The sequence below is a fragment of the Acinetobacter sp. WCHAc060042 genome (assembly GCF_003231195.1).
In the GTDB taxonomy this organism is placed as follows: domain Bacteria; phylum Pseudomonadota; class Gammaproteobacteria; order Pseudomonadales; family Moraxellaceae; genus Acinetobacter.
Genome location: NZ_QKVN01000006.1, coordinates 31,609 through 51,016, shown reverse-complemented (window position 1 = coordinate 51,016; position 19,408 = coordinate 31,609). Strand labels below are relative to the sequence as shown.

The 19,408-nt window shown below is 44.3% G+C and carries 12 protein-coding genes; 9 read left to right on the top strand and 3 right to left on the bottom strand.

What is annotated here, in order from left to right; all coding sequences use genetic code 11:
* Nucleotides 1–15 precede the first annotated feature (15 nt).
* Complete coding sequence (locus DPG01_RS04025; protein WP_110974263.1) at nt 16–3,768, bottom strand: UvrD-helicase domain-containing protein; 3,753 nt, start codon at nt 3,766–3,768, stop codon at nt 16–18.
* A 3-nt stretch (nt 3,769–3,771) separates the two neighbouring features.
* Nucleotides 3,772–7,452 (bottom strand): exodeoxyribonuclease V subunit gamma, encoded by a 3,681-nt coding sequence (locus DPG01_RS04020; protein WP_110974262.1) that lies wholly within the window; start codon nt 7,450–7,452, stop codon nt 3,772–3,774.
* A gap of 178 nt (nt 7,453–7,630) precedes the next feature.
* On the opposite strand from DPG01_RS04020, the gene DPG01_RS04015 reads away from it, so the two are divergent.
* Nucleotides 7,631–8,173, top strand: a complete 543-nt coding sequence (locus DPG01_RS04015; protein ID WP_086209674.1) for a hypothetical protein — start codon at nt 7,631–7,633, stop codon at nt 8,171–8,173.
* 175 nt (nt 8,174–8,348) lie between these two features.
* Here DPG01_RS04015 and DPG01_RS04010 read toward each other — a convergent pair whose 3' ends face one another.
* Entirely contained in the window at nt 8,349–9,779 is a 1,431-nt protein-coding gene (locus DPG01_RS04010) for a phosphate--AMP phosphotransferase (protein WP_110974261.1), read from the bottom strand.
* A gap of 195 nt (nt 9,780–9,974) precedes the next feature.
* Here DPG01_RS04010 and DPG01_RS04005 point away from each other — a divergent pair, with 195 nt between their 5' ends.
* The 8 genes from DPG01_RS04005 to DPG01_RS03970 all read left to right on the top strand — a co-directional run bounded on the left by DPG01_RS04005 (nt 9,975) and on the right by DPG01_RS03970 (nt 19,389).
* Nucleotides 9,975–10,679: an FFLEELY motif protein gene (locus DPG01_RS04005; RefSeq protein ID WP_110974260.1), complete on the top strand. Its 705-nt coding sequence runs from the start codon at nt 9,975–9,977 to the stop codon at nt 10,677–10,679.
* Nucleotides 10,680–10,846: 167 nt separating this feature from the next.
* A complete protein-coding gene (gene ubiE, locus DPG01_RS04000) occupies nt 10,847–11,791 on the top strand; it encodes a bifunctional demethylmenaquinone methyltransferase/2-methoxy-6-polyprenyl-1,4-benzoquinol methylase UbiE (protein ID WP_086209677.1) in 945 nt (314 codons plus the stop codon).
* A 23-nt stretch (nt 11,792–11,814) separates the two neighbouring features.
* Nucleotides 11,815–12,486, top strand: coding sequence for a ubiquinone biosynthesis accessory factor UbiJ (locus DPG01_RS03995; protein ID WP_110974259.1), 672 nt, complete (start codon nt 11,815–11,817; stop codon nt 12,484–12,486).
* Between the two features lie 12 nt (nt 12,487–12,498).
* Nucleotides 12,499–14,118 carry an ABC1 kinase family protein gene (locus tag DPG01_RS03990; RefSeq protein ID WP_110974258.1) on the top strand — a complete coding sequence of 540 codons (1,620 nt, stop codon included), beginning with the start codon at nt 12,499–12,501 and terminating at the stop codon, nt 14,116–14,118.
* Between the two features lie 161 nt (nt 14,119–14,279).
* On the top strand, nt 14,280–15,356 hold the full coding sequence (locus tag DPG01_RS03985) for a patatin-like phospholipase family protein (protein WP_110974257.1): 1,077 nt from the start codon (nt 14,280–14,282) through the stop codon (nt 15,354–15,356).
* 262 nt (nt 15,357–15,618) lie between these two features.
* Entirely contained in the window at nt 15,619–16,905 is a 1,287-nt protein-coding gene (locus DPG01_RS03980; RefSeq protein WP_110974256.1) for an FAD-dependent oxidoreductase, read from the top strand.
* Nucleotides 16,906–17,092: 187 nt separating this feature from the next.
* Nucleotides 17,093–17,875, top strand: a complete 783-nt coding sequence (gene hisIE / locus DPG01_RS03975) for a bifunctional phosphoribosyl-AMP cyclohydrolase/phosphoribosyl-ATP diphosphatase HisIE (RefSeq protein WP_110974255.1) — start codon at nt 17,093–17,095, stop codon at nt 17,873–17,875.
* 11 nt (nt 17,876–17,886) lie between these two features.
* Nucleotides 17,887–19,389, top strand: coding sequence for an AAA family ATPase (locus DPG01_RS03970; RefSeq protein ID WP_086209811.1), 1,503 nt, complete (start codon nt 17,887–17,889; stop codon nt 19,387–19,389).
* Nucleotides 19,390–19,408: the final 19 nt, after the last annotated feature.

The window sequence follows — 19,408 nt, the reverse complement described above, 5'->3', positions numbered from 1 at the left end:
AGCTTAATTGTTTGTTTATGGGTGACTAATTTCACTTAATTTAGAAGTTTTGCCTACATGATTTTCAGTAGAAGTATCCTCAGCAAAATAACCCAAAATCGCATCTAGTCTTAAAATAAACTCTGGGCTAGCACGCCAACTTAAAACCCCTTGATTGGGCTGCCCATTCATCCCTCTCAAATAAAGATAACTCGCCTGTCCAAGATGTTTTTCAATGTCATAGTCCAACAAATTCACTGTTAAATAACGATGCAAAGCCACCAAATACAAGCCCGCCTGCAACCAATAACTGGCATGTGACATATTCAATTGGATTGCGTCATAGCTATAGCTCTGCTGATCTGCCCCTAAGAAATTACTTTTATAATCGGCAATGTGATAACGCTGACCATCAAAATAAACCAAATCAATCGAACCCGTCAGATAACGAGCAGAATTGGCTTCATTTAAGTCGAGCAGATCAATGCCGTATTCTTGAAACAATGCCTGTATGCGTTTAATCGCCAACACATGATCGGACAAGGACAAATAAAAAGGAAACTCGGCCAAGTGCTCATCGGCTTTGAGTTGCTTCAACTGAAAACCTGCATGCAAAGGTGTTTCTAGCACATCTGCTAACCACTCTTGCATCCACAGCACCAATTGAGTTTCATCATCCTGCCCAAATTCGTGTTGATATTTGCCCAATAACTCTTGCCACAATAAGGGGCTATCATTTTTAAAACGACGATGAATTTCCAGTCCCCAGTCACGTGAGTCCTGAAAGTCAATATGCTCGAAAATTTCGTGCAGGAAAGTTCCCGCTGTCGTCCCCATTGGAAACTGCCGTTTAATCCACGCCAAAGGCTGACTCAGTTCCACATCCTCAAGTACAGGATGATTGATCTCATCATCCGCACTGCCAACTTTCTCATTCAAAACCGCCAAGGCATCCATTGCCTCTTTACGACTCAAATGCTGTGCCAACGCGCTAAAACTGGTTTTGGAACGTGGATAAAAACGCTGTTCAGGAAAGGCCAAAGCTTGCAACTGAATCACCTCTTGCTGCTCCGCTGGCTGTAAACGGATCGGCTTTTCAGTCAGCAGCACCTCATCACCACTGGCAGGATGCTCAAACAGATTACCTGCTTGGCCCCGCCAAAATGCCAATGCCGTATTTGATTTATATTCCTGATCTTGCAGTAAGGCATATACGCGATGGCTGGCACGGGTCAGTGCAACGTACCATAAGCGATGCTGTTCTGCTTCGGCTCGTTCATTGTGTTGAGCAATCGCGGCGGGATCTAACAGATTGGCATCATTTACCGCTACGATACGCTGTAACTCGCTCTGCCCTGTCGTCGGATTGATCTGTTCCAGCGTTGAAAAATTTAAGGTTTTATTCATTTCCTTAAAGTCTTTGTCGGCACCCAGCAAGAACACCATTTTAAACTCTAGACCTTTGGACTGATGAATGGTCATCAGCTGTACGCCTGTGGCATTCGAAAGCTTACGCTCCAACTCCCACTCACGTTCCGCAGGTAAATGTAACTGTTTGAGATACCAATGATACAGTTTCTGCGCGCCTTGAAACTGCTCACTATGTTGGCTCAACAACTCAGTCAAATGCCGTAGATTGACTACAGTCCGTTCGTTGTCTCGGCTTTGGTAAGCCACCAAGTTTTTCCACACTTTAAAGAGGTTTAAAGCGTACTGCCATGCACTTAAAAAACCTTTATTGATCCACATGTCGCGGATGTCATCAAAATCCGCCATAAACTGGCTCAGGCCGTTGGCTTGTTTTTCCAGTTCCAGTAACTGTTTTAAATCAATCGCCAACAGCCGGCTCAAAAGCGCACGGCGAACCTTGGCTTCATCAAAAGGATGCATCATTGCGGTCAATAACGCACCAACATCTTTCGCGACCTGACTTTCAAACACACTGCGTTTAGACGGACGGTTGACCAAAATTCCTAAACGCTCTAGTTCAAACTGAACTTTGTCCAAGCCATCATGGTTTTTCGACAACACCGCGATATCATTTGCACCCATAAACTGTGGCGGATCATCTGCCACATACAGTTGCTGTTGAATGCCTTGATTGATTAAATCACGAATTTTCCATGCCACTTGTTGAGCTTCATTTTTTTTATCTTCAAGTAACAACCAGCGCAGCGGTACATGATTTTCACCCTGTGCATCGACCAAAGCGGGATGTGGTCGACTCCCTGCTTCTACAGGCTGGTAATAGACCTGCTCACCAAAGTCTTGTTGGCGTTGAAATAAAGCATCCACCACCTGTACCAACTTTTGCACAGAACGATGATTATATTTCAAACTATACTGCCGACCTTGCTTTGCCAAAACATCTAAACGTGCTTTGTTATAGGTCAACATGTCCCCCCCACGAAAGCCATAAATAGCTTGTTTTGGGTCACCGACCATAATCATACAACCTTGAGGATAGCGCTGTGCATCACGCCAAATCCGTGCAAGCATGTCATCTTGGTCTTGGTTGGTGTCTTGAAACTCATCCACTAAAATGAGCGGATAGCGTGCCTGTACAAACTGAGCAAAGCGCCTACCTTGTTCACCCTGTAAGGCTTCTGACAAGGTACGGATTTGTTGGGCAAAAGTCGTTTCACTCTTTTGCTGCAACACTTGTGGTAAACGCTTTTTCACCTCGGAGCTTAAGTGATATTTTAAATACGCATCCAGCACATCCAAATTAAGCTCTAGCTCTGCCAACGCCTCTAGGAAACTGCGCACCTGTCGCCACACTGGATGCTGTTCAAACTGTTCCAATACATCCACGGCACATTTGTTTAAGACTTTTTTCGTCGCGAGGTCGGTCAAGTGCTTTAAGGTTTTTTCAAAATGTGGCGCAAACAAGGCATAAGCCCGTTGCTCTTTCAGTGCCATCAAAAAAGCAGGTAAGTCCTGACATAAAATACGCTGCATCAAAGCATCGGTGCGCCATTTTTTCCCCAGCACTGCATGGTACTGCCCCTCAGGGGCATAATAGTCTTTCAATCCTTCAATCTGCACCACATCCAGCGCAGTAAATTGATCAATGGCCTGTTCAAATTGTGTCAAATCAAGTGCAGGTTTTTCCACCTGTTGAAACTGTGCTGATGCAAAGTTCAAACTATTTTCGACAATCGGCACATAAGCCTGTTCGGTTTTTAATTTTTGTTTTAACAGTAAATAATTCACCACAGGCTGCGGCTGTGCCTGAATCCACTCGCGTAACACATCATGAATGAGCTGTTGAGTATAACTCTGCGCATCATCGGTGATATCCGCACGCTCAATCTTGCCACTTTCAAAAGAAAACTCACGCAGTAGCTTTTGACTAAAACTGTCCAATGTCCCGACAAATAACTCATCTAACTGGTCAATCACTAACTTCAAACGCTCTTGAGCGAAACCGACCCGCTGTGCATAGTCTGTCAGCACTTTGATAAAAAGCGGATCTTGCTCTGCGGAAATTTTGGCCTGTATTTCTCGCTCGGTCAGACTCCGGCAACCTTCAAAATAACGTAAGGTTTCAATCAAACGTGCCCGAACGCGACTTTTCAGCTCCGCGGCGGCAGCACGGGTGAAAGTGGTTGCAATCACCTGATTCGGCAAATAGGCTCCGAGAAAAATACGCACCATCAAACTGGATAAAGTAAAAGTCTTGCCTGTACCTGCTGAAGCTTCAATCCAATGCAAGCCCTGAAAGCTCATATCGGCAATGGGTTGATAAGACATGTTCGATGTAGTGGCCTGAGATTGGGCTGTCATGACTTAGTCCTCAAGGCTTTGCTGATGCAAAAAAATCGGATGATATAAATCATAAGAAAACTGCTCACAGGCATGGGCAAGTAATGCTTTGGCATCCTGCTCTTGTAAAATAAACTGCCAGTCGCGGTGTGCTTTATTGGCTTCATTTTCAGTCATTGCAAAACCACTAAAGCGACCATCTTCTTCCCAAACTTTATAAATGGCATCCATATCAGCAATCACCATCTGTTCCTGATCATTCAATTGCCATTCATGCATTTTATCTTTTTCTGCAATTTTCAACAGCAAGGCCGCAGGTAAAACCAAAGGCTGAGTTTGTGCATACTCCCATGCTTTCAACCAAGGCTTGAGCCATTCACGTGCCTGATTTGAACTCACACCAGTACATAAAATGGTTCGGTCACTAAACACCACGATGCGTTGATATTGCTGTCCACCCTCACCTAAGTTCACATAAGCCAACCACAATAAATACTCCAACCAAACTTTGGCACGGCGCTTTGCTCTTGCACTAGACGCTTCCAGACTGACCCATTTTTCAGCACTGTATTTGGCTAGGGTAATATTGATCTGTAAATGTTCATTCACCTTCCAGACTTGTTGGGTCGTGGCTGTGGTCTCAGGTGCATAGCGTTGTAAACGTGTCAGCAAGCGGTGCTGCTCAAGCACGCTCATTTGCCAGACCCCATCTTGAACTTTACCAATCGGGAGTTGATCCATCAGAAGATTGGCATCTGCTTCTGCTTCATGTTGTTGTAAAAAATGACGAATGGCATAACGTCCTAAACCATCGAGCAATAACGGCTCTTGCGTTGCAGGAATCTCTTCTGGTTTTAAGTTTTCCACGCCTAAAGTCTTGAGATACAGCCGTGCAGGGAAAGTGATGTCCTGAATCCACTGCTGACTGTCAAGAATTTGAATGTCTTGCTCTAATTTTGGATACGGCGTGTTGACCCAACTGCTGCGTTGCCCCGATGCATGTTGCAATTGTTTCGCGACCTGAAACCATTGATCTTGAAAACGGATACTGTGCTCAGACTCAAAACCACGTGGATCAAAAGGCAATAAAGGATGAACATGATATAGCGATGCTAACTGTGCAGGGACAGTCACACCATGCTGATCAACCGTTGCATTGACACTCTTGGTCTGTGTGTCAGGCTGCACAATAAAGGCCATATGCTGAATCAGTTCTTGCAATACTGTAGACGGATCCCGGACTTCACCATCGTTAATATCAAAGCCATTATAAAATAACCATACGTTCTCTTGTGCCAACAACAACGCATCTAGAAAAGCCCCTTGATCGTCTTCCAAACGGGAACGATCCCCCAGCTGTGGCTTCAGTAAATCCATCAAGTCAAAAGGCAAATGCGCACTACGGTTAGGAAACTTGCCACTGTCCAAGCCCAACATCACAATCAGCTTATACGGCACAGGTCGAATCTGACCAATTTGACTAAATGTGATCTGCCCTGTGGGTTCTGCATAGTCCAATTGCGCTTCTAAGGTCTTTTGAATTTCCTCTAACACATAAGGTAAAGGTAAACTTAAACTGCGCAGTGCATGATGATCGTGTTCGTCATAGAAACTTGCCAAAGTCAGCATACGTTCTTGTTTTTTGACGATCTTATACACTGCGGCCAAAGACTCGACACCTGCAGCTTCAAACTCGCGGATATCCTCCATCAAACGGTTCAGCCAAGTTTCTGCCGTCGTCCGCTGTCCTGTTTCATGCGCAATCATCCACTCGGCACGGTGTTTAAAATCCTGATAAATTTCAATCAAAACACCAATCAGCTCAAAATCACTCGACTGTACTTGGGCATAGCTCAAGGTCTCATGAAACAGCACATGTTCTGGTACAGCGATGCCTAAAGCCAAACGATCTAAAGCAAACTTCAGACTATAACGATAGTCCTCATCCCCTTCGGCCAGACTGCGTTTTAAATGTTCAGCATCCAATCCACGCTTAAAGCCCGCGTTGATCAACAGCTCCGTCATCCGCTCAATCATATTCATGTCTAAGCCATAACGTTGCTGCGTTGCATTTAAACTGAGCCAATCGGCAAAGTCCTCAATACTGAAACGCCCCCGTACCAAAACCATCCGTCCCAACACAGCACGCCATGCATTTAAAGCATCGAGTTGAGTCACACCTGCCAGCTTAATTGGCAAATAAATACTGTCTTTACTCAGTTGATGGCCCTTTTGCAAAGCCTCACGCTCATGCGGTGGCGGCGCAAAAACACTGCGAATAAACGGCTCTAGCTCAGTCAAACTCGGTGTCAACACCAAAATGTCGCTTGGACGTCTCGGTGCTTCAGCCGTACCCTGAGCCAACCAATGCGTCAGTTGATCTTTGAGGACTTCAAGCTGTCTGAGGCTGGAATGACAGACATGAATCTGTATCGAATCATCTTGTTCAGCCAAGACATACTGATGCTGTTCAGGTTCTACCAAATACAGGACATCAGACTGAATTTTACCAAGTAAAGTTTCTGGGTATTCATCCACAAAGATATCGGCCCATACCCCATCTTCACCTGAAGAAAGACTGGAAAGTAAAGAGAAATGGTCCCGTGCCTGTTTACCAAATCGGGTCAGTAAAGGATGACGAGACTCTCGAGTTTCTGCATTAAAATTGAGGGTAAACTCATCAAAAAACTGCTGAATCTCTGCATCATTGGCATTTGAATTTTTTTCAATAAAACGCTGCTTCACCCGCGCGTCATAACGCGCTTTCCAGTTGGGATCGACACTGTCCGCCCAGTATTCTTGCGATGGGTTATAGTGAAAAATAAAGATATCAAGGTACTGCCCCAAGCGATGCAAAAACTCCAATTGCTTTGGCGGTAAATCTAGAACAGTAAACACCACCAACTGCGCAGGTAACTTTTTCAGCGCAGCTTCTCGGGTCTCTACTTGATCGAGTAAGTCCCAAAATGCCGTATCAATACGCTGAATTTGTTCAAAGTCAGCATGGAACACCACCTGCCAGAGCCAACGTTGCCAAGCCTCTAGCTCATGCGCTTGATTGAGTTGAAAAGCACTGAGTTCTTGCTGAGTTTTAAAGAACATCTGCTCCAAATCGAGTGGCTGGTTTTTGCCCCACGCTTGTAACCAGTTGGTCTGACAACGGCAGCTTTGCGCCGGACAACCTTTGGTGCAATGCCCCCGATAATCCATATAAAAACTAAACAGCCGTGAAACCTGCTCCGCCACCCAATACAGCATGCTTTGTTTTTTCAGCTGTTTATCAATGCCTTGTTGCAAACGGTCAGCACTGGCATAAATCCGCTGAATAATCGGATATAACGGATGGGCAACCTCTAAAGGATTCAACTCAGCCTGTATAAATTCTTTTAAGGCTTGGAAGACGCGCCATTTAATAATCAATCGCGGAATATTGGCTTTACGGACTTCATCTTTTTGATCGAGCAGAACCCACTGATAAGCCGACCATTGAAAACCACGGATACGATGATGAAACTGTGTGTTGGCACTGATGCCCTGCTGTTCCGCCAACTTTTGCGTTAGCCATGCCTCAACCGCAGGTGAAGGGACAATAAAGTGCTGTGCTTGCAGTACTTGAAAGGCATTTTTGGCCGGTTTAAAGACGGTTTTTTGCATGGCTTGCAACAGAACATCAATACGCTGACTTTGTATTACGTGTATTGCCATGTTTCCCCTCAAATGACCATCTTATGAAAAATCTACAAAAGCACACAGATTATTGACTATACTTCTGGTTCTGTCTATGTCACTTTGATGACATATTTCTATTTAAAATTTGCTTTAAAATAGACACTTTAAGCAAAACTAGAATCAATGTGAATCAGGATATTTTAGGGTTTAAAAGATGAAATTAGAGCACATTCCAGAAAAAATTGATCCCGCTTTAAATTTAGAACAAATTCGCGAAGAATGTTTAGAACTGGTTAAAAAACGGGCTTATGTTTCCGCAGGTGCAGCGGTCATTCCTGTTCCTTTTCTCGATGTGGTGATTGATGTCGGGATTTTGTCACAACTAATCCCAGAAATTAATGCCCGCTTTGGCCTAACCCCTGAGCAAGTCAGTGTTTACGACCCAGAAACCAAGCAAATACATTGGTCAGAACTGCGTAAACGTGGCGTGGAATTTTCTGGACTGGTGGTCGCACGTACAGCCGTGAAAAAATCCATCAATAACATGGCAGCCAAATTCATTACCAAACAAGTCACCAAATTTATTCCCCTTGGTGGACAGATGATTGCAGCGAGTTTGGGCTACTTTGTGATGAAAAAAATTGCAGAAACCCATGTCGAGGAATCGTATAAGTTGGCTAAAGGTATTCAACTAAAACAGGCCGTTGAACAAGGTGTTCCTGTTGCAGCGCCGGTGACCCAAATTCCTTTGGGTTAATAATTAGAGCTGAATTATTCTCTATATAAAGATGGTCAAATCACCGTCATGCCAGTCCATTAGAAACCTGACTGGCATTTCTTTTTAAACCCTAAATTCTTTCCATACGCGACAATATCATTCGCAACCTGCTCAGCCTTGAATAGACCAAATGACCTTCCTCTGGGTCTCTTACTTAATCTGTGGTTTCTCGATCTGCTTTGAGCTGTTTTAAAATTGCCCTTAAAACCTCAATTCGTGCCTGCTGCTTATCATTGGTAGAAATGATATACCAAGGGGCACAGCGCGTATCGGTATGTGCGAACATATCTGCAGCTGCTTTTAAATAGTCATCCCACTTGTCGCGATTACGCCAATCTTCTTCCGTAATTTTAAAGCGTTTATGCGGAGTACTTTCACGGGCTTTAAAACGCGCCGCTTGCTCATCTTTATCAATCGCCAACCAAAACTTTATCAGCACCGTTTGACTATTCACCAAATTTTTTTCAAAACGATTAATTTCCGCATAGGCCCGTTGCCACTCCACCTCGGTTGCGAAACCCTCGACTCGTTCAACCAGAACACGCCCATACCACGTCCGATCAAAAATGGTAATGTCATCCGACTGCAACTTACTCCAAAAACGCCACAAATATGGACGACGTAACTCATATTTTTCAGGTGCGCCAATGGTATGAATTTCATATTCCCGTGGGTCGAGTTTTTTCACAATGCGCTTAATCGCTCCCCCTTTACCCGCAGCATCCATCCCTTCAAAAGCAATCACCACTTTACGGTCATCACAGCGGATGGCATCAGCCACTTGTTTGGTCAATTTCTTTAACTCTGCTTTATAGCTGTCCGCCTCCGCGGTCACAGGGGCAAACTGCGTCAAACTTTCTGGTACAGCGGCTTGTTGCCACTTTAATGCCGCCTTTTTCTCGTGTTCTGGACAGTGACATAACGCCGTTAAAATGGCTTGTGCAAAATTGTGATTACGCACATCTTCATCTTCACCATCAATGATTTGCCAGTCGTCAGTGAAGCGCATACGTAGTTTTTGCAAAGTGTCGTATTGTTTTTTATTACGCCAGTCTAACCCATGCAACTTATGCCAATGCACTTCACTCGGGTCCATGTCATCTAGACGTTTTTGCAGAGACTTCCACGACAAATCGAACCAGACTTTTAACACATCTACATTGTTGTTTTTTAAGTCCTGCTCAAAAGCCCGCATATTGCTGATGTATTCGTCAAACAAAGTGTCGTCTAAAGGCTTGGAAGCATGCATGGCCGTAGCCAACAAGTCTCCATACCAGTTACCAAACCACACCATAATTTGTCCCTCAGCAGGTACAAATCGGGTATAAGGCTGCCAAAACGGTTGTTTTAGATTAAACAAATGTGGAGTATCTGCTTTGACATATAAAAAACGTGGATCGACCCATTCACGCAGTTGCTTCACCGCTTCGCCCTTGCCCGCAAGCTCGATTCCACTAACCAGAATCACTAAACTTTTTGCATTACTCTGATCACGGGTATTCATCAACGCATATTGCGCTTCAATTAAATCCAATGAAAGTTGTTCTTCATTCAGCTCTGTATTGACTGTTATTTCTGTGTTCATAACCCCGCCTTTCTTGTATTTAATCAGATCACTAGACCCCAAAAGATCATGCTATACATGGTTTTCAAAGCTACCTTTTGACTACTTCTACAGCAAACTGACTGCAAATAAATAGTTTTTTTGTCACTTTGTCATAGCGAGTTCGATCATCACACACTAAGATTTAGCTATCTTAAAATAGAACTGAGACAGCAAATGTCCAAACTCGCCGCCCTCGATGAGCTTTTAGAACAGTATTACCAGTTACATTATCATCAAGATTCGGTGCTCTTCCAACGTTTGCAGGATGTACAAAGTTGGCAAAAACAGCGAATGCAGCGCACTCACAACAAAGCTTTCGCAGAAAAGCAAAATCTGTTGATGGCCGAGTATTTTATCAACCGTTTATATGGTGGCCCAGATTTTGATGCTTTGGCGGGACAAATTGCACGTTTAAATCGCTATGCACACAAAGCTGAAAAATTGATTCCTGAAAATGCTATTAAAACAGGCACATCGGGCGTTGAATTGGCGATTTTGGCCGTACGACTGGACGAACAAGTGGCGATACAGCTCCTCAAGGAACATCATCCTAACGAGCCTTTAACCGACGACTTAATGCGCCAAGCCTATTTAAAACTGGAACAAGGCGAAGATCGTCTCAAACAATTGTATTTACTCGACCAACTCGGTAAAAACCTCGATAAATACATGCGCTCTTTTATGGTCTATACCGCTTTTAAGATGTGTAAAGGGACAGCCAATAAATACAACTTCAATATCATGTATGATTTTATGCAAGATGGCTTTTTGGCCATGAAACCGCTAAAGTCGGCGGAGAAATTTGTGAAAGACTTTACTGCGGTGGAACGTCAAATTATTGACAAAGTACATTCGGGTCATCTATACCCATTTCAGTAAATTTCAGATTATTCCTTGATAAAAATAAGGCAGTGGCTGCATAGCTCTGCTGTTTTTCTGTATATTATTCAGCACAATTGCATGATGGTTACTGTACAACGTCTTAGAATCTGTCATCATGCATGCACTGCAACATTTACCCTATTGCTATGTTAGGAGTGACTCCCATGTCGAATGAAAATCAAACGCCTACCGCTAATCCAGAGTCGGCACAAAACACAGACAAAGTGAGTCCATTTTTAACTGAACCATTACCCCAAGGCACGGCACAAGGTCAGCAAAAATCATTACAACAACAGTTGACTGATACCCCAGTGACGGGTTCTGTACCGAAATACAATCTTCCTCGTGGTGCCAACACAGGTAACGTCGGTAGTACCACACACTTTGGTTACCAAACGGTCAGCAGTGAAGACAAAGCTCAAAAAGTGGCTGAAGTTTTCCACTCGGTTGCGAGCAAATACGACATTATGAATGACTTGATGTCGTTTGGTATTCACCGTCTGTGGAAACGCTTTGCGATCAATATGTCTGGGGTACGTCGTGGTCAACGCGTGCTAGATATTGCTGGCGGGACAGGTGACTTGGCTAAAGTATTTAGTCGTGAAGTCGGCCCTACTGGTCATGTAGTACTTTCAGACATTAACGAATCTATGTTGAATGTTGGCCGTGACCGCCTGATTGATGCTGGCTGTACCAATGTTGATTTCGTATTAGCCAATGCTGAAACCCTAGAGCCATTTGAAGACAACAGCTTCGACCTACTCACCATCTCATTTGGTCTACGTAATGTGACCGATAAAGATGCGGCACTTGCTGCGATGTATCGCGTGCTTAAGCCAGGTGGTCGTTTATTGGTCTTAGAGTTTTCTAAACCTGTATTTGAGCCATTTTCAAAACTGTACGACCTATACTCGTTCACCGCACTGCCGATCATGGGCAAAATCATTGCCAATGACTCAGAAAGCTATAAATATTTAGCCGAGTCGATTCGTATGCACCCAGACCAACGCACGCTCAAAGGCATGATGGAAAATGCAGGCTTCCAAAACTGTGACTATCACAACCTGACAGGTGGTATTGTTGCTGTACACCGTGGTTTTAAACTTTAAAATTAAACGTTTAAGGGCAAATTATGTGGTCGATTCTGGCACTCGGTGCAGTTGAACGATTAATTCATCATGTGATTAATTTGGATGCGATCACTCGCATCCAGCTCAATGAACTACAAGGCAAGATGTTACGTGTGGTGATCGCATCCCCGCAACTGTCTGTAGATGTGTTCTTTGACCACGCTAAAGTGCGCTTAGAACCTACCGTTACGGGGCATAGTGAAACAGCATCCATTTTTGAACAACGCCCTTTTGATCAAGCTCAGTCTCACACCCTAGCAACCGCGACTTTAACGGTGGCCAATGTGGTTGAGCTATTCAAGCTTTTACTGGCGGATGATGTTGGCAATATCCCGCTCCAAGGCGATTATCACCTTCTGCAAGATATTCAACGGATTATGCAACAAGCTGAGCCAGACTTGGCTGCGCATCTAAGCCCGTGGCTTGGCCCAAGTTTGGCGCATGAACTGGCCAAAATCCAACTGGCACCGAAGCACATCAAACAAACCTTACAAAGTCATTTGTTTTTTGCTGAAGATGCCTTAAAAGAAGACAGTGGTCTATTTGCCCCGCGTTGGCAAATGGATGATCTACACCAAGACACCCGTATTCTGAATCAAAACTTAGATCGTGCCGAAGCCAAAATTCAACAGCTTCAAGCACAGATTGACACTCAAGACTCAACTCAAAACTAGGTATTTGCATATATGATTCCGCACGTTTCACGTTTACTCGAACTTTGGCGCATTGCCGCGCACTATAGACTCGACACGTTGTTTCCTGCGGAAGAATTGCCTGAAAAAGCACGTCATGCACTAGGGCTAATTCGCATGCACCCAGCGGCATGGTCCAGCCGTGAACGCAAAAACCCATTGAAGCTGAAACTGGCTTTAGAGGAAATGGGACCACTGGCGATTAAAATGGGACAACTCCTGTCTACTCGTCGTGACCTGATTCCACCTGAAGTGCTACAACAACTGGTTTTACTCCAAGACCGTGTCAAACCGTTTGGTTCTGATGTGGCGAAAATGCGTATTCAAGAATCACTGAAAGCCGATGTAAATACGCTGTTTGCACGCTTCGACGAACAACCATTGGCAGCCGCCTCGATTGCTCAAGTCCATACGGCCGCTTTACATGATGGGCGCGAAGTGGTGGTGAAAGTCACCCGTCCCGATATTCGTAGTCAAATTTTACAAGACTTTGAAATTTTAGAATGGCTGGGCAATTTCCTGGAAAAACGCCTAGAAGCCGCGCGGGCACTGCACTTATCTGAAATTATTCAGGACTATCGTCAAGTCATTTTAAATGAACTGGATTTGACCTTAGAAGCCGACAATACCCGTCGTATGCGCCATTACTTTACAGGCTCAAGCATGATGTATGTGCCTGAAGTCTATATGGACAGCAAAGACGTGATGGTGGCTGAACGCATTACGGGCGTTCCTATTTCAGACATTGAAACCTTTGAAAAGCTGGGCATGGATCGTAAAGATCTGGCAGAAAAAGGCTTAACCATTTTCTTTACCCAAGTCTTCCGTGACAACTTTTTCCATGCTGACATGCATCCGGGCAATGTCTTCGTTGAAACCCTAAACCCAAGCCAACCACGTTATATTGCGTTGGACTGTGCCATTATGGGAGAGTTGTCGAAGCACGACCAAATGACTGTGGCACGTATGCTGCTTGCGGTCATGAACAGCGACTTTATGCAACTGATTCAAATCGTGCATCAAGCTGGTTGGATTCCACCGGGCACAGACCAAGATGCACTAGCACGTGAAATGCGTCGCACGGTCGGGCCAATGGTGTCCAAACCCATGCATGAATTGGACTTCGCAGGCATTTTGATTCAAGTGATGGATATCGCACGTCGTTTCCATTTGGAAATTCCACCACAGTTGATGCTACTGCTTAAAACCCTCGTGCATGTTGAGGGTTTAGGCACAGACCTTTACCCTGAGCTGGACATTTGGAGTTTGGCAAAGCCAATCCTGACCGATTGGATCAAAGCACAAATGAATCCACAGAAGAACCTAAAAGAGCTGGGACAAAAAATTCCGGACTTACTTTTAGGGGCGCAAGACTTCCCAACGCTGTTGGTCGATAGCTTAAATGGTCTTAAAAACCAATCAGCTTGGCATGCCAAACAGCTCAATGAACTACAAAGTATGCGCTTGCAAATGGAGCATCAGCAAAAACGGAGCTGGATTTTTGGCAGTCTCATGGCCATTTTGCTGTCGATTGCGATTATCTCGCCATGGTTTATTTCAGTGATCTTAATTGTACTCACTGGCTTACTGGCGGTGTGGCGTGTGTTTAAATAAACGCGTTCTGCTGTATTAAAAGCCTGAGTCTCTCAGGCTTTTTTATGTTTAACGTTTAAGCAGGAAGTGACCTCCAAGTCATTATTGGATCACTTTTGCCAATGCGCTCGTTCTCTCGTCAGTTAAAATGACAATATATATTGTCTCTTTGAATAATCACGATGACTCAAATCCTGCATAAACACCCTCCCGCTTTAAGCATTCGTGCAGGCAAATTAGCACGTCAACTCATTCAAAGCGAAGGCTTACAAGCTGAACAGGTCGATATTGTACCCGGTGCCGCAGGTGGACCCAAAGGTATTGGAATTCAAGGTTTAGACCAAGCCATTTTTGGTGAGTTCTTTGCCCGTGCACCACAAAGACGGACACTGATCGGTTCGTCTATTGGCAGTTGGCGCTTTGCCAGCATCTTGGCACATGGTGCAAAAGCAGGTACCGAACGTTTAGGTGAACTCTATACCAATCTCTATTTTGATAAAAAAATGCAACGCCAAGAAGTCAGTGATATTTGCCATGGCATGCTACTCGACTTGGTGCAAGGTAAAGAAGCGGAACTAGTAGATCATCCAGACTACCACCTTGCAGTCCTCTCGATTAAAGCACAGCACATCTTCCAAAGTGACCAAGTTCTGCCGCTCTTGGCCTCTGTAGCAGGGATCATCGGCACAACCGCTGTTGCACGGAAACATAGTCGCCACTTTATGCAACGGGTGATTAGTCAACCCAACAATGGCAAACAGTTTAAAGTGGAAGATGATTTCCTCACTCATTATCACAGTCTCACCGCTGCAAATGTTCTGCCTTGGCTGATTGCCTCAGCCTCTATTCCAGGCGTGATGGCCGCGATTCGCGATATTCCAGATGCACCCCAAGGCAGTTATCGCGATGGTGGTCTGATTGACTATCACATTGATCTGCCTTTTGAGAGTCAAGGCATTGTGCTTTATCCGCACTTTACGGACAGCATTACGCCGGGCTGGTTTGATAAACTGTTTAAACGTCGCGCCAATCCTGAAAATCAAGCCCGTACCCTGCTCCTATCTCCATCCCAAGACTATTTACAGAGCTTACCTTTAGGGCGCCTGCCCGATCGTAAAGATTTCACCCTCAAAGGACTCGACCAAAAACAGCGCATTCAAATGTGGAACCAATGCATCGCTGAAAGTCAGCGCTTAGGCGATGAGTTCTTGGAAATGGTGGAAAAACAGCATTTTGCACAGGTCATACAAGATTTATAAACAAAATTTGCGCATTAATGTAATCTTGTTTAATCTGACCAAATAAAGAAAAATCGAGATTACATTTTTTCTATGCTAACAATAATTTTAAGTGAACAAGAAAAATATGGTCAAACCATTGAATTACAAAACGAATCGTAGGAAAGAATGTTATTGCAAGCTCGTTAGTAGATTACATTCAAATCAACATCGACCAATTAAAAAAAATCTGATGATATTCGTTATTAATTCATTTTTAGACAATGGTTAAATTATTCGATCTATGATTTCTAATCACTCCCCCCACTTCGCCATCATCGGTGCAGGAACCGCTGGATTAGCCACTGCAATTTTACTGGCTCGGCAAAATATTCAAGTCAGTATTTTAGAGAAAGCCTCAGAACTCGAACCTGTCGGCGCAGGACTGTTACTCCAGCCCTCTGGTTTAGCTGTTTTTGAGCATTTAGGTCTCTTAGATGAAGTTTTAAGACTAGGTGCAAAAGTCACAGGACTCAAAGGTCAGTTACCGAGTGGAACTTTACTGGTCAATAGTCATTATCAACAAGCGCATCCTGATTTTTATGGTATCGGTATCCACCGAGCAACGTTATGCTATGTTCTAGAAAATAAATGCCGTGAATATCCTGAACTCATTACGTGGCAAATGAATACCGACATTCAAAAATTAGAAGATACTTCAAATGAAGTTCGTATTTTGGGTACAAAAGATGGCGAAGCATTTGATCAAGCTTTTGATGCTGTAATCATCGCCAATGGCGCACGTAGCCTTTTAAGACCCAAAACATGGGTAAAGGTTGATCAAGCTTATCCTTGGGGAGCCAAATGGACGATTGTTCCTGAATGCCTTGAATTAGATACAGAAATTTTACATCAGTTTCATGACCGCTCTAAAATGATGCTGGGAATCTTACCAACAGGCACAGTGCCACATGAACCCAAGCAAAGACTGTCGAGTGTGTTTTGGAGTCTTCCAAGCCATCAGTTGAATAATTTTCTACACAACTCACAAGCGCACTCAGACTGGTTAAACCAAGTGTCTAAGCGTTGGAAACCTGCTGCGGATTGGTTAGAACAAGTCATTGCCCAGCCTGAACAAAAATCGCAATGGTTGACGGCAAATTATCGTGATGTGGTACTGTCTAAGTTTGGTGAGGGTCGTATTGGTGTCATGGGTGATGCCGCACATGCGATGAGTCCACAACTTGGACAAGGTGCAAATATGGCCCTTTTAGATGCATGGGCTTTAGGGCAAGCGGTTCAAAGCGCAAGAAAAAATGAGAACATTGATTATGTTCAACTCTGGCAAACGTATCATCAACACCGTCAAAGTTCGACGACGTTCTATCAATTTTTAAGTCGTTTACTCACACCACTTTACCAATCTGAGCTATGGTGGGCAGGGGGTTTACGAGATTTAAGCTTTGCTTGGATGTATCGAATCCCCTATTTCCGTAAAGAAATGGCGGTGACGATTTCAGGTTTAAAATTAGGCATGTTCAGGCAAGTGAACTATCAGGATATTGCAAAACAAAACAATCATTCTGTGTAGAATGCGACGACTATCATCTTCATCCGCTTTGGATGGGTGACAGATAGATGAATTTCTAAAATATATCAATTAAGCCACGGTGAGATAACTGTAGAAAGTTTCTCCTCTATTCTGTTTAAATCACGTAGACTATAGCGCTACGTTAACATCGTAACACTCTCAATATTTATTCGCTTGGTGAAATCTTATGAACAATTTGCAATGGCTCGATGAAGTAAAATTTAACGAACAAGGTTTAGTCCCTGCCATTGCACAACATCATCAAACGGGTCGTGTTCTGATGGTGGCATGGATGAACCGTGAAGCTTTGGCTTTGACGGCCGAGAAAAACCAAGCTGTGTATTTCTCTCGTTCACGCAACAAGTTATGGCACAAGGGCGAAGAATCTGGACATTTCCAGACCGTACATGAAATTCGTCTCGACTGCGATGCCGATGTAATCGTGCTACAAATTGAACAGCACGGCGGGATTGCCTGCCACACAGGTCGCGAATCATGCTTCTACCGTAAACTCACGCCAAATGGCTGGGAAATTGTGGATACACAGCTCAAAGACCCGAACGCAATTTATGGTGAAAAATCGACCAACCCACATACTTTGGCAATGAATGCCTCAACAGCACAGTCTGAGCAAGTTGAAGTTTTGTCCTACCTCGGTCAAATGATGGCTGAGCGTAAAGCAGCAGATCCCGACTCGTCTTATGTGGCAAAGTTATATCACAAAGGTCTCAACAAAATTTTAGAAAAAGTTGGTGAAGAAGCGGTTGAAACCATTATTGCCGCGAAAGATTTTAAATCTGAAGCGAATGAAGATCATAAAAATGATTTGATCTATGAAGTGGCAGACCTTTGGTTCCATACGATTGTGGTTTTAGGTTATTTCGACTTAGACCCTCAAGTGGTTCTCAATGAATTGGCACGTCGTCAAGGGCTTTCTGGTTTGCTTGAAAAAGCCAACCGTAACCACTAAGTTTATTGCCTGTGTCGAATATCATCAAACCGAGCGCGACTTATGAGCAAGCCATTGCCATTGATAACGCACGTCTGGGCAAATCGTTTAAAGTGATTGCCTATGCAGGCACAGGTAAAACCACTACCCTGCAAATGATTAGCGATGCCATGCCACAAAGACGTGGTATGTATTTGGCGTTCAACAAAGCCATTGCCAGCGAAGCGCAAACGAAGTTTCATGGCAATGTCGACTGCCGAACTTTCCACTCGCTTGCCTTTCGCAGTGTTCCACGTGGAGTGACCGACAAACTTCGTCTACCTCGCTTAAGTCCGAGTTTTATCGCAAAAGAATACCGTCTTGAACCGATTACCTTAAGACGGATGATGGGCGGACGTTATGAAAAATATGTGTTGATGCCATCCCGTTTGGCCAGCCTTGTGGCGAATGCCGTGAGTCACTTTTGTTCAACCAGTTCTCAGTACCCAGCACCGCGTCATTTACAAGCACCGAGCTGGTTGCATCCCGATGACATCGACTCACTACAAAAGCACCTCTACCCTGCCATTGAACGTCGTTGGTTAGAATCCATCGACCCTCATCATCAAGCGGGGATTGGTCACGACATTTATTTAAAACTGTGGGCACTGTCTGAACCCAATATCCCAAGTGACTATGTGTTATTTGATGAAGCCCAAGATGCTGATCCGCTAATGTTGGGCATCTTACTGAAGCAGCGTAATACACAAGTGATCTATGTCGGTGATGCCCACCAACAAATTTATGCATGGCGTGGCGCAGTCAATGCCATGCAACAACTGCCTTTGCCTGAATCGCGCCTCACCACCTCGTTCCGTTTTGGTGAAGAGATTGCATTACATGCCAATGCTATTTTAGGTGCCCTGAATGAAACTGTACCGCTCATGGGCAACCCTCAGCTCAACTCTAAAGTGGTCAACAAACCCCATACCAAAATGCGCGATGCGATTTTATGTCGCACCAATGCCCGCGCTATGGAACTGTTACTCTCAGGATTGGTTCATGGCGATAAAGTCAGCCTACAAGCCGACCATGTCAAACTGAACCGCTTTGTCGATGCCGCAGCGATGCTGAAACAAGGTAAGCGCGTCACCGATGTGCCTGAACTGGCATGGTTTAATTCTTGGCACGATGTACATGAATACTGCGAAACCAATGACGGCAGTGACATCAAGCCTTTAGTCAAATTGGTGGATGATCATGGCACCGATCCACTCAAAAAAGCCCTTGCGAAGATTACACCGATTGAACAGGCGGATTATATTATTTCCACCGCACACAAAGCCAAAGGCTTAGAGTGGAACCGCGTTCACATCGAAGATGATTACCAATTTAAGGTCAACGACAAAGACCATAAAATTAGTGATGAAGAGTTAAGACTGCTTTACGTGGCCTGTACTCGTGCTAAAGTAAGTCTAAATATTCATCACATTTACGACCTGATGCAACAGCTGAAAAAACAGATGCCAAGCTCATTGCGTAAAGTGGCTGGATAATCGAATGTAAAAATAGCAA

Excerpts from the sequence above, each read along its gene's own strand:
- DPG01_RS03990 (WP_110974258.1), top strand. The coding sequence starts at position 12,499 with ATGATTCCGCACGTTTCACGTTTACTCGAACTTTGGCGCATTGCCGCG.
- ubiE (WP_086209677.1), top strand. The coding sequence starts at position 10,847 with ATGTCGAATGAAAATCAAACGCCTACCGCTAATCCAGAGTCGGCACAA.
- DPG01_RS03995 (WP_110974259.1), top strand. The coding sequence starts at position 11,815 with ATGTGGTCGATTCTGGCACTCGGTGCAGTTGAACGATTAATTCATCAT.
- hisIE (WP_110974255.1), top strand. The coding sequence starts at position 17,093 with ATGAACAATTTGCAATGGCTCGATGAAGTAAAATTTAACGAACAAGGT.
- DPG01_RS04010 (WP_110974261.1), bottom strand. The coding sequence starts at position 9,779 with ATGAACACAGAAATAACAGTCAATACAGAGCTGAATGAAGAACAACTT.
- DPG01_RS04025 (WP_110974263.1), bottom strand. The coding sequence starts at position 3,768 with ATGACAGCCCAATCTCAGGCCACTACATCGAACATGTCTTATCAACCC.
- DPG01_RS04015 (WP_086209674.1), top strand. The coding sequence starts at position 7,631 with ATGAAATTAGAGCACATTCCAGAAAAAATTGATCCCGCTTTAAATTTA.
- DPG01_RS04020 (WP_110974262.1), bottom strand. The coding sequence starts at position 7,452 with ATGGCAATACACGTAATACAAAGTCAGCGTATTGATGTTCTGTTGCAA.
- DPG01_RS04005 (WP_110974260.1), top strand. The coding sequence starts at position 9,975 with ATGTCCAAACTCGCCGCCCTCGATGAGCTTTTAGAACAGTATTACCAG.
- DPG01_RS03980 (WP_110974256.1), top strand. The coding sequence starts at position 15,619 with ATGATTTCTAATCACTCCCCCCACTTCGCCATCATCGGTGCAGGAACC.
- DPG01_RS03985 (WP_110974257.1), top strand. The coding sequence starts at position 14,280 with ATGACTCAAATCCTGCATAAACACCCTCCCGCTTTAAGCATTCGTGCA.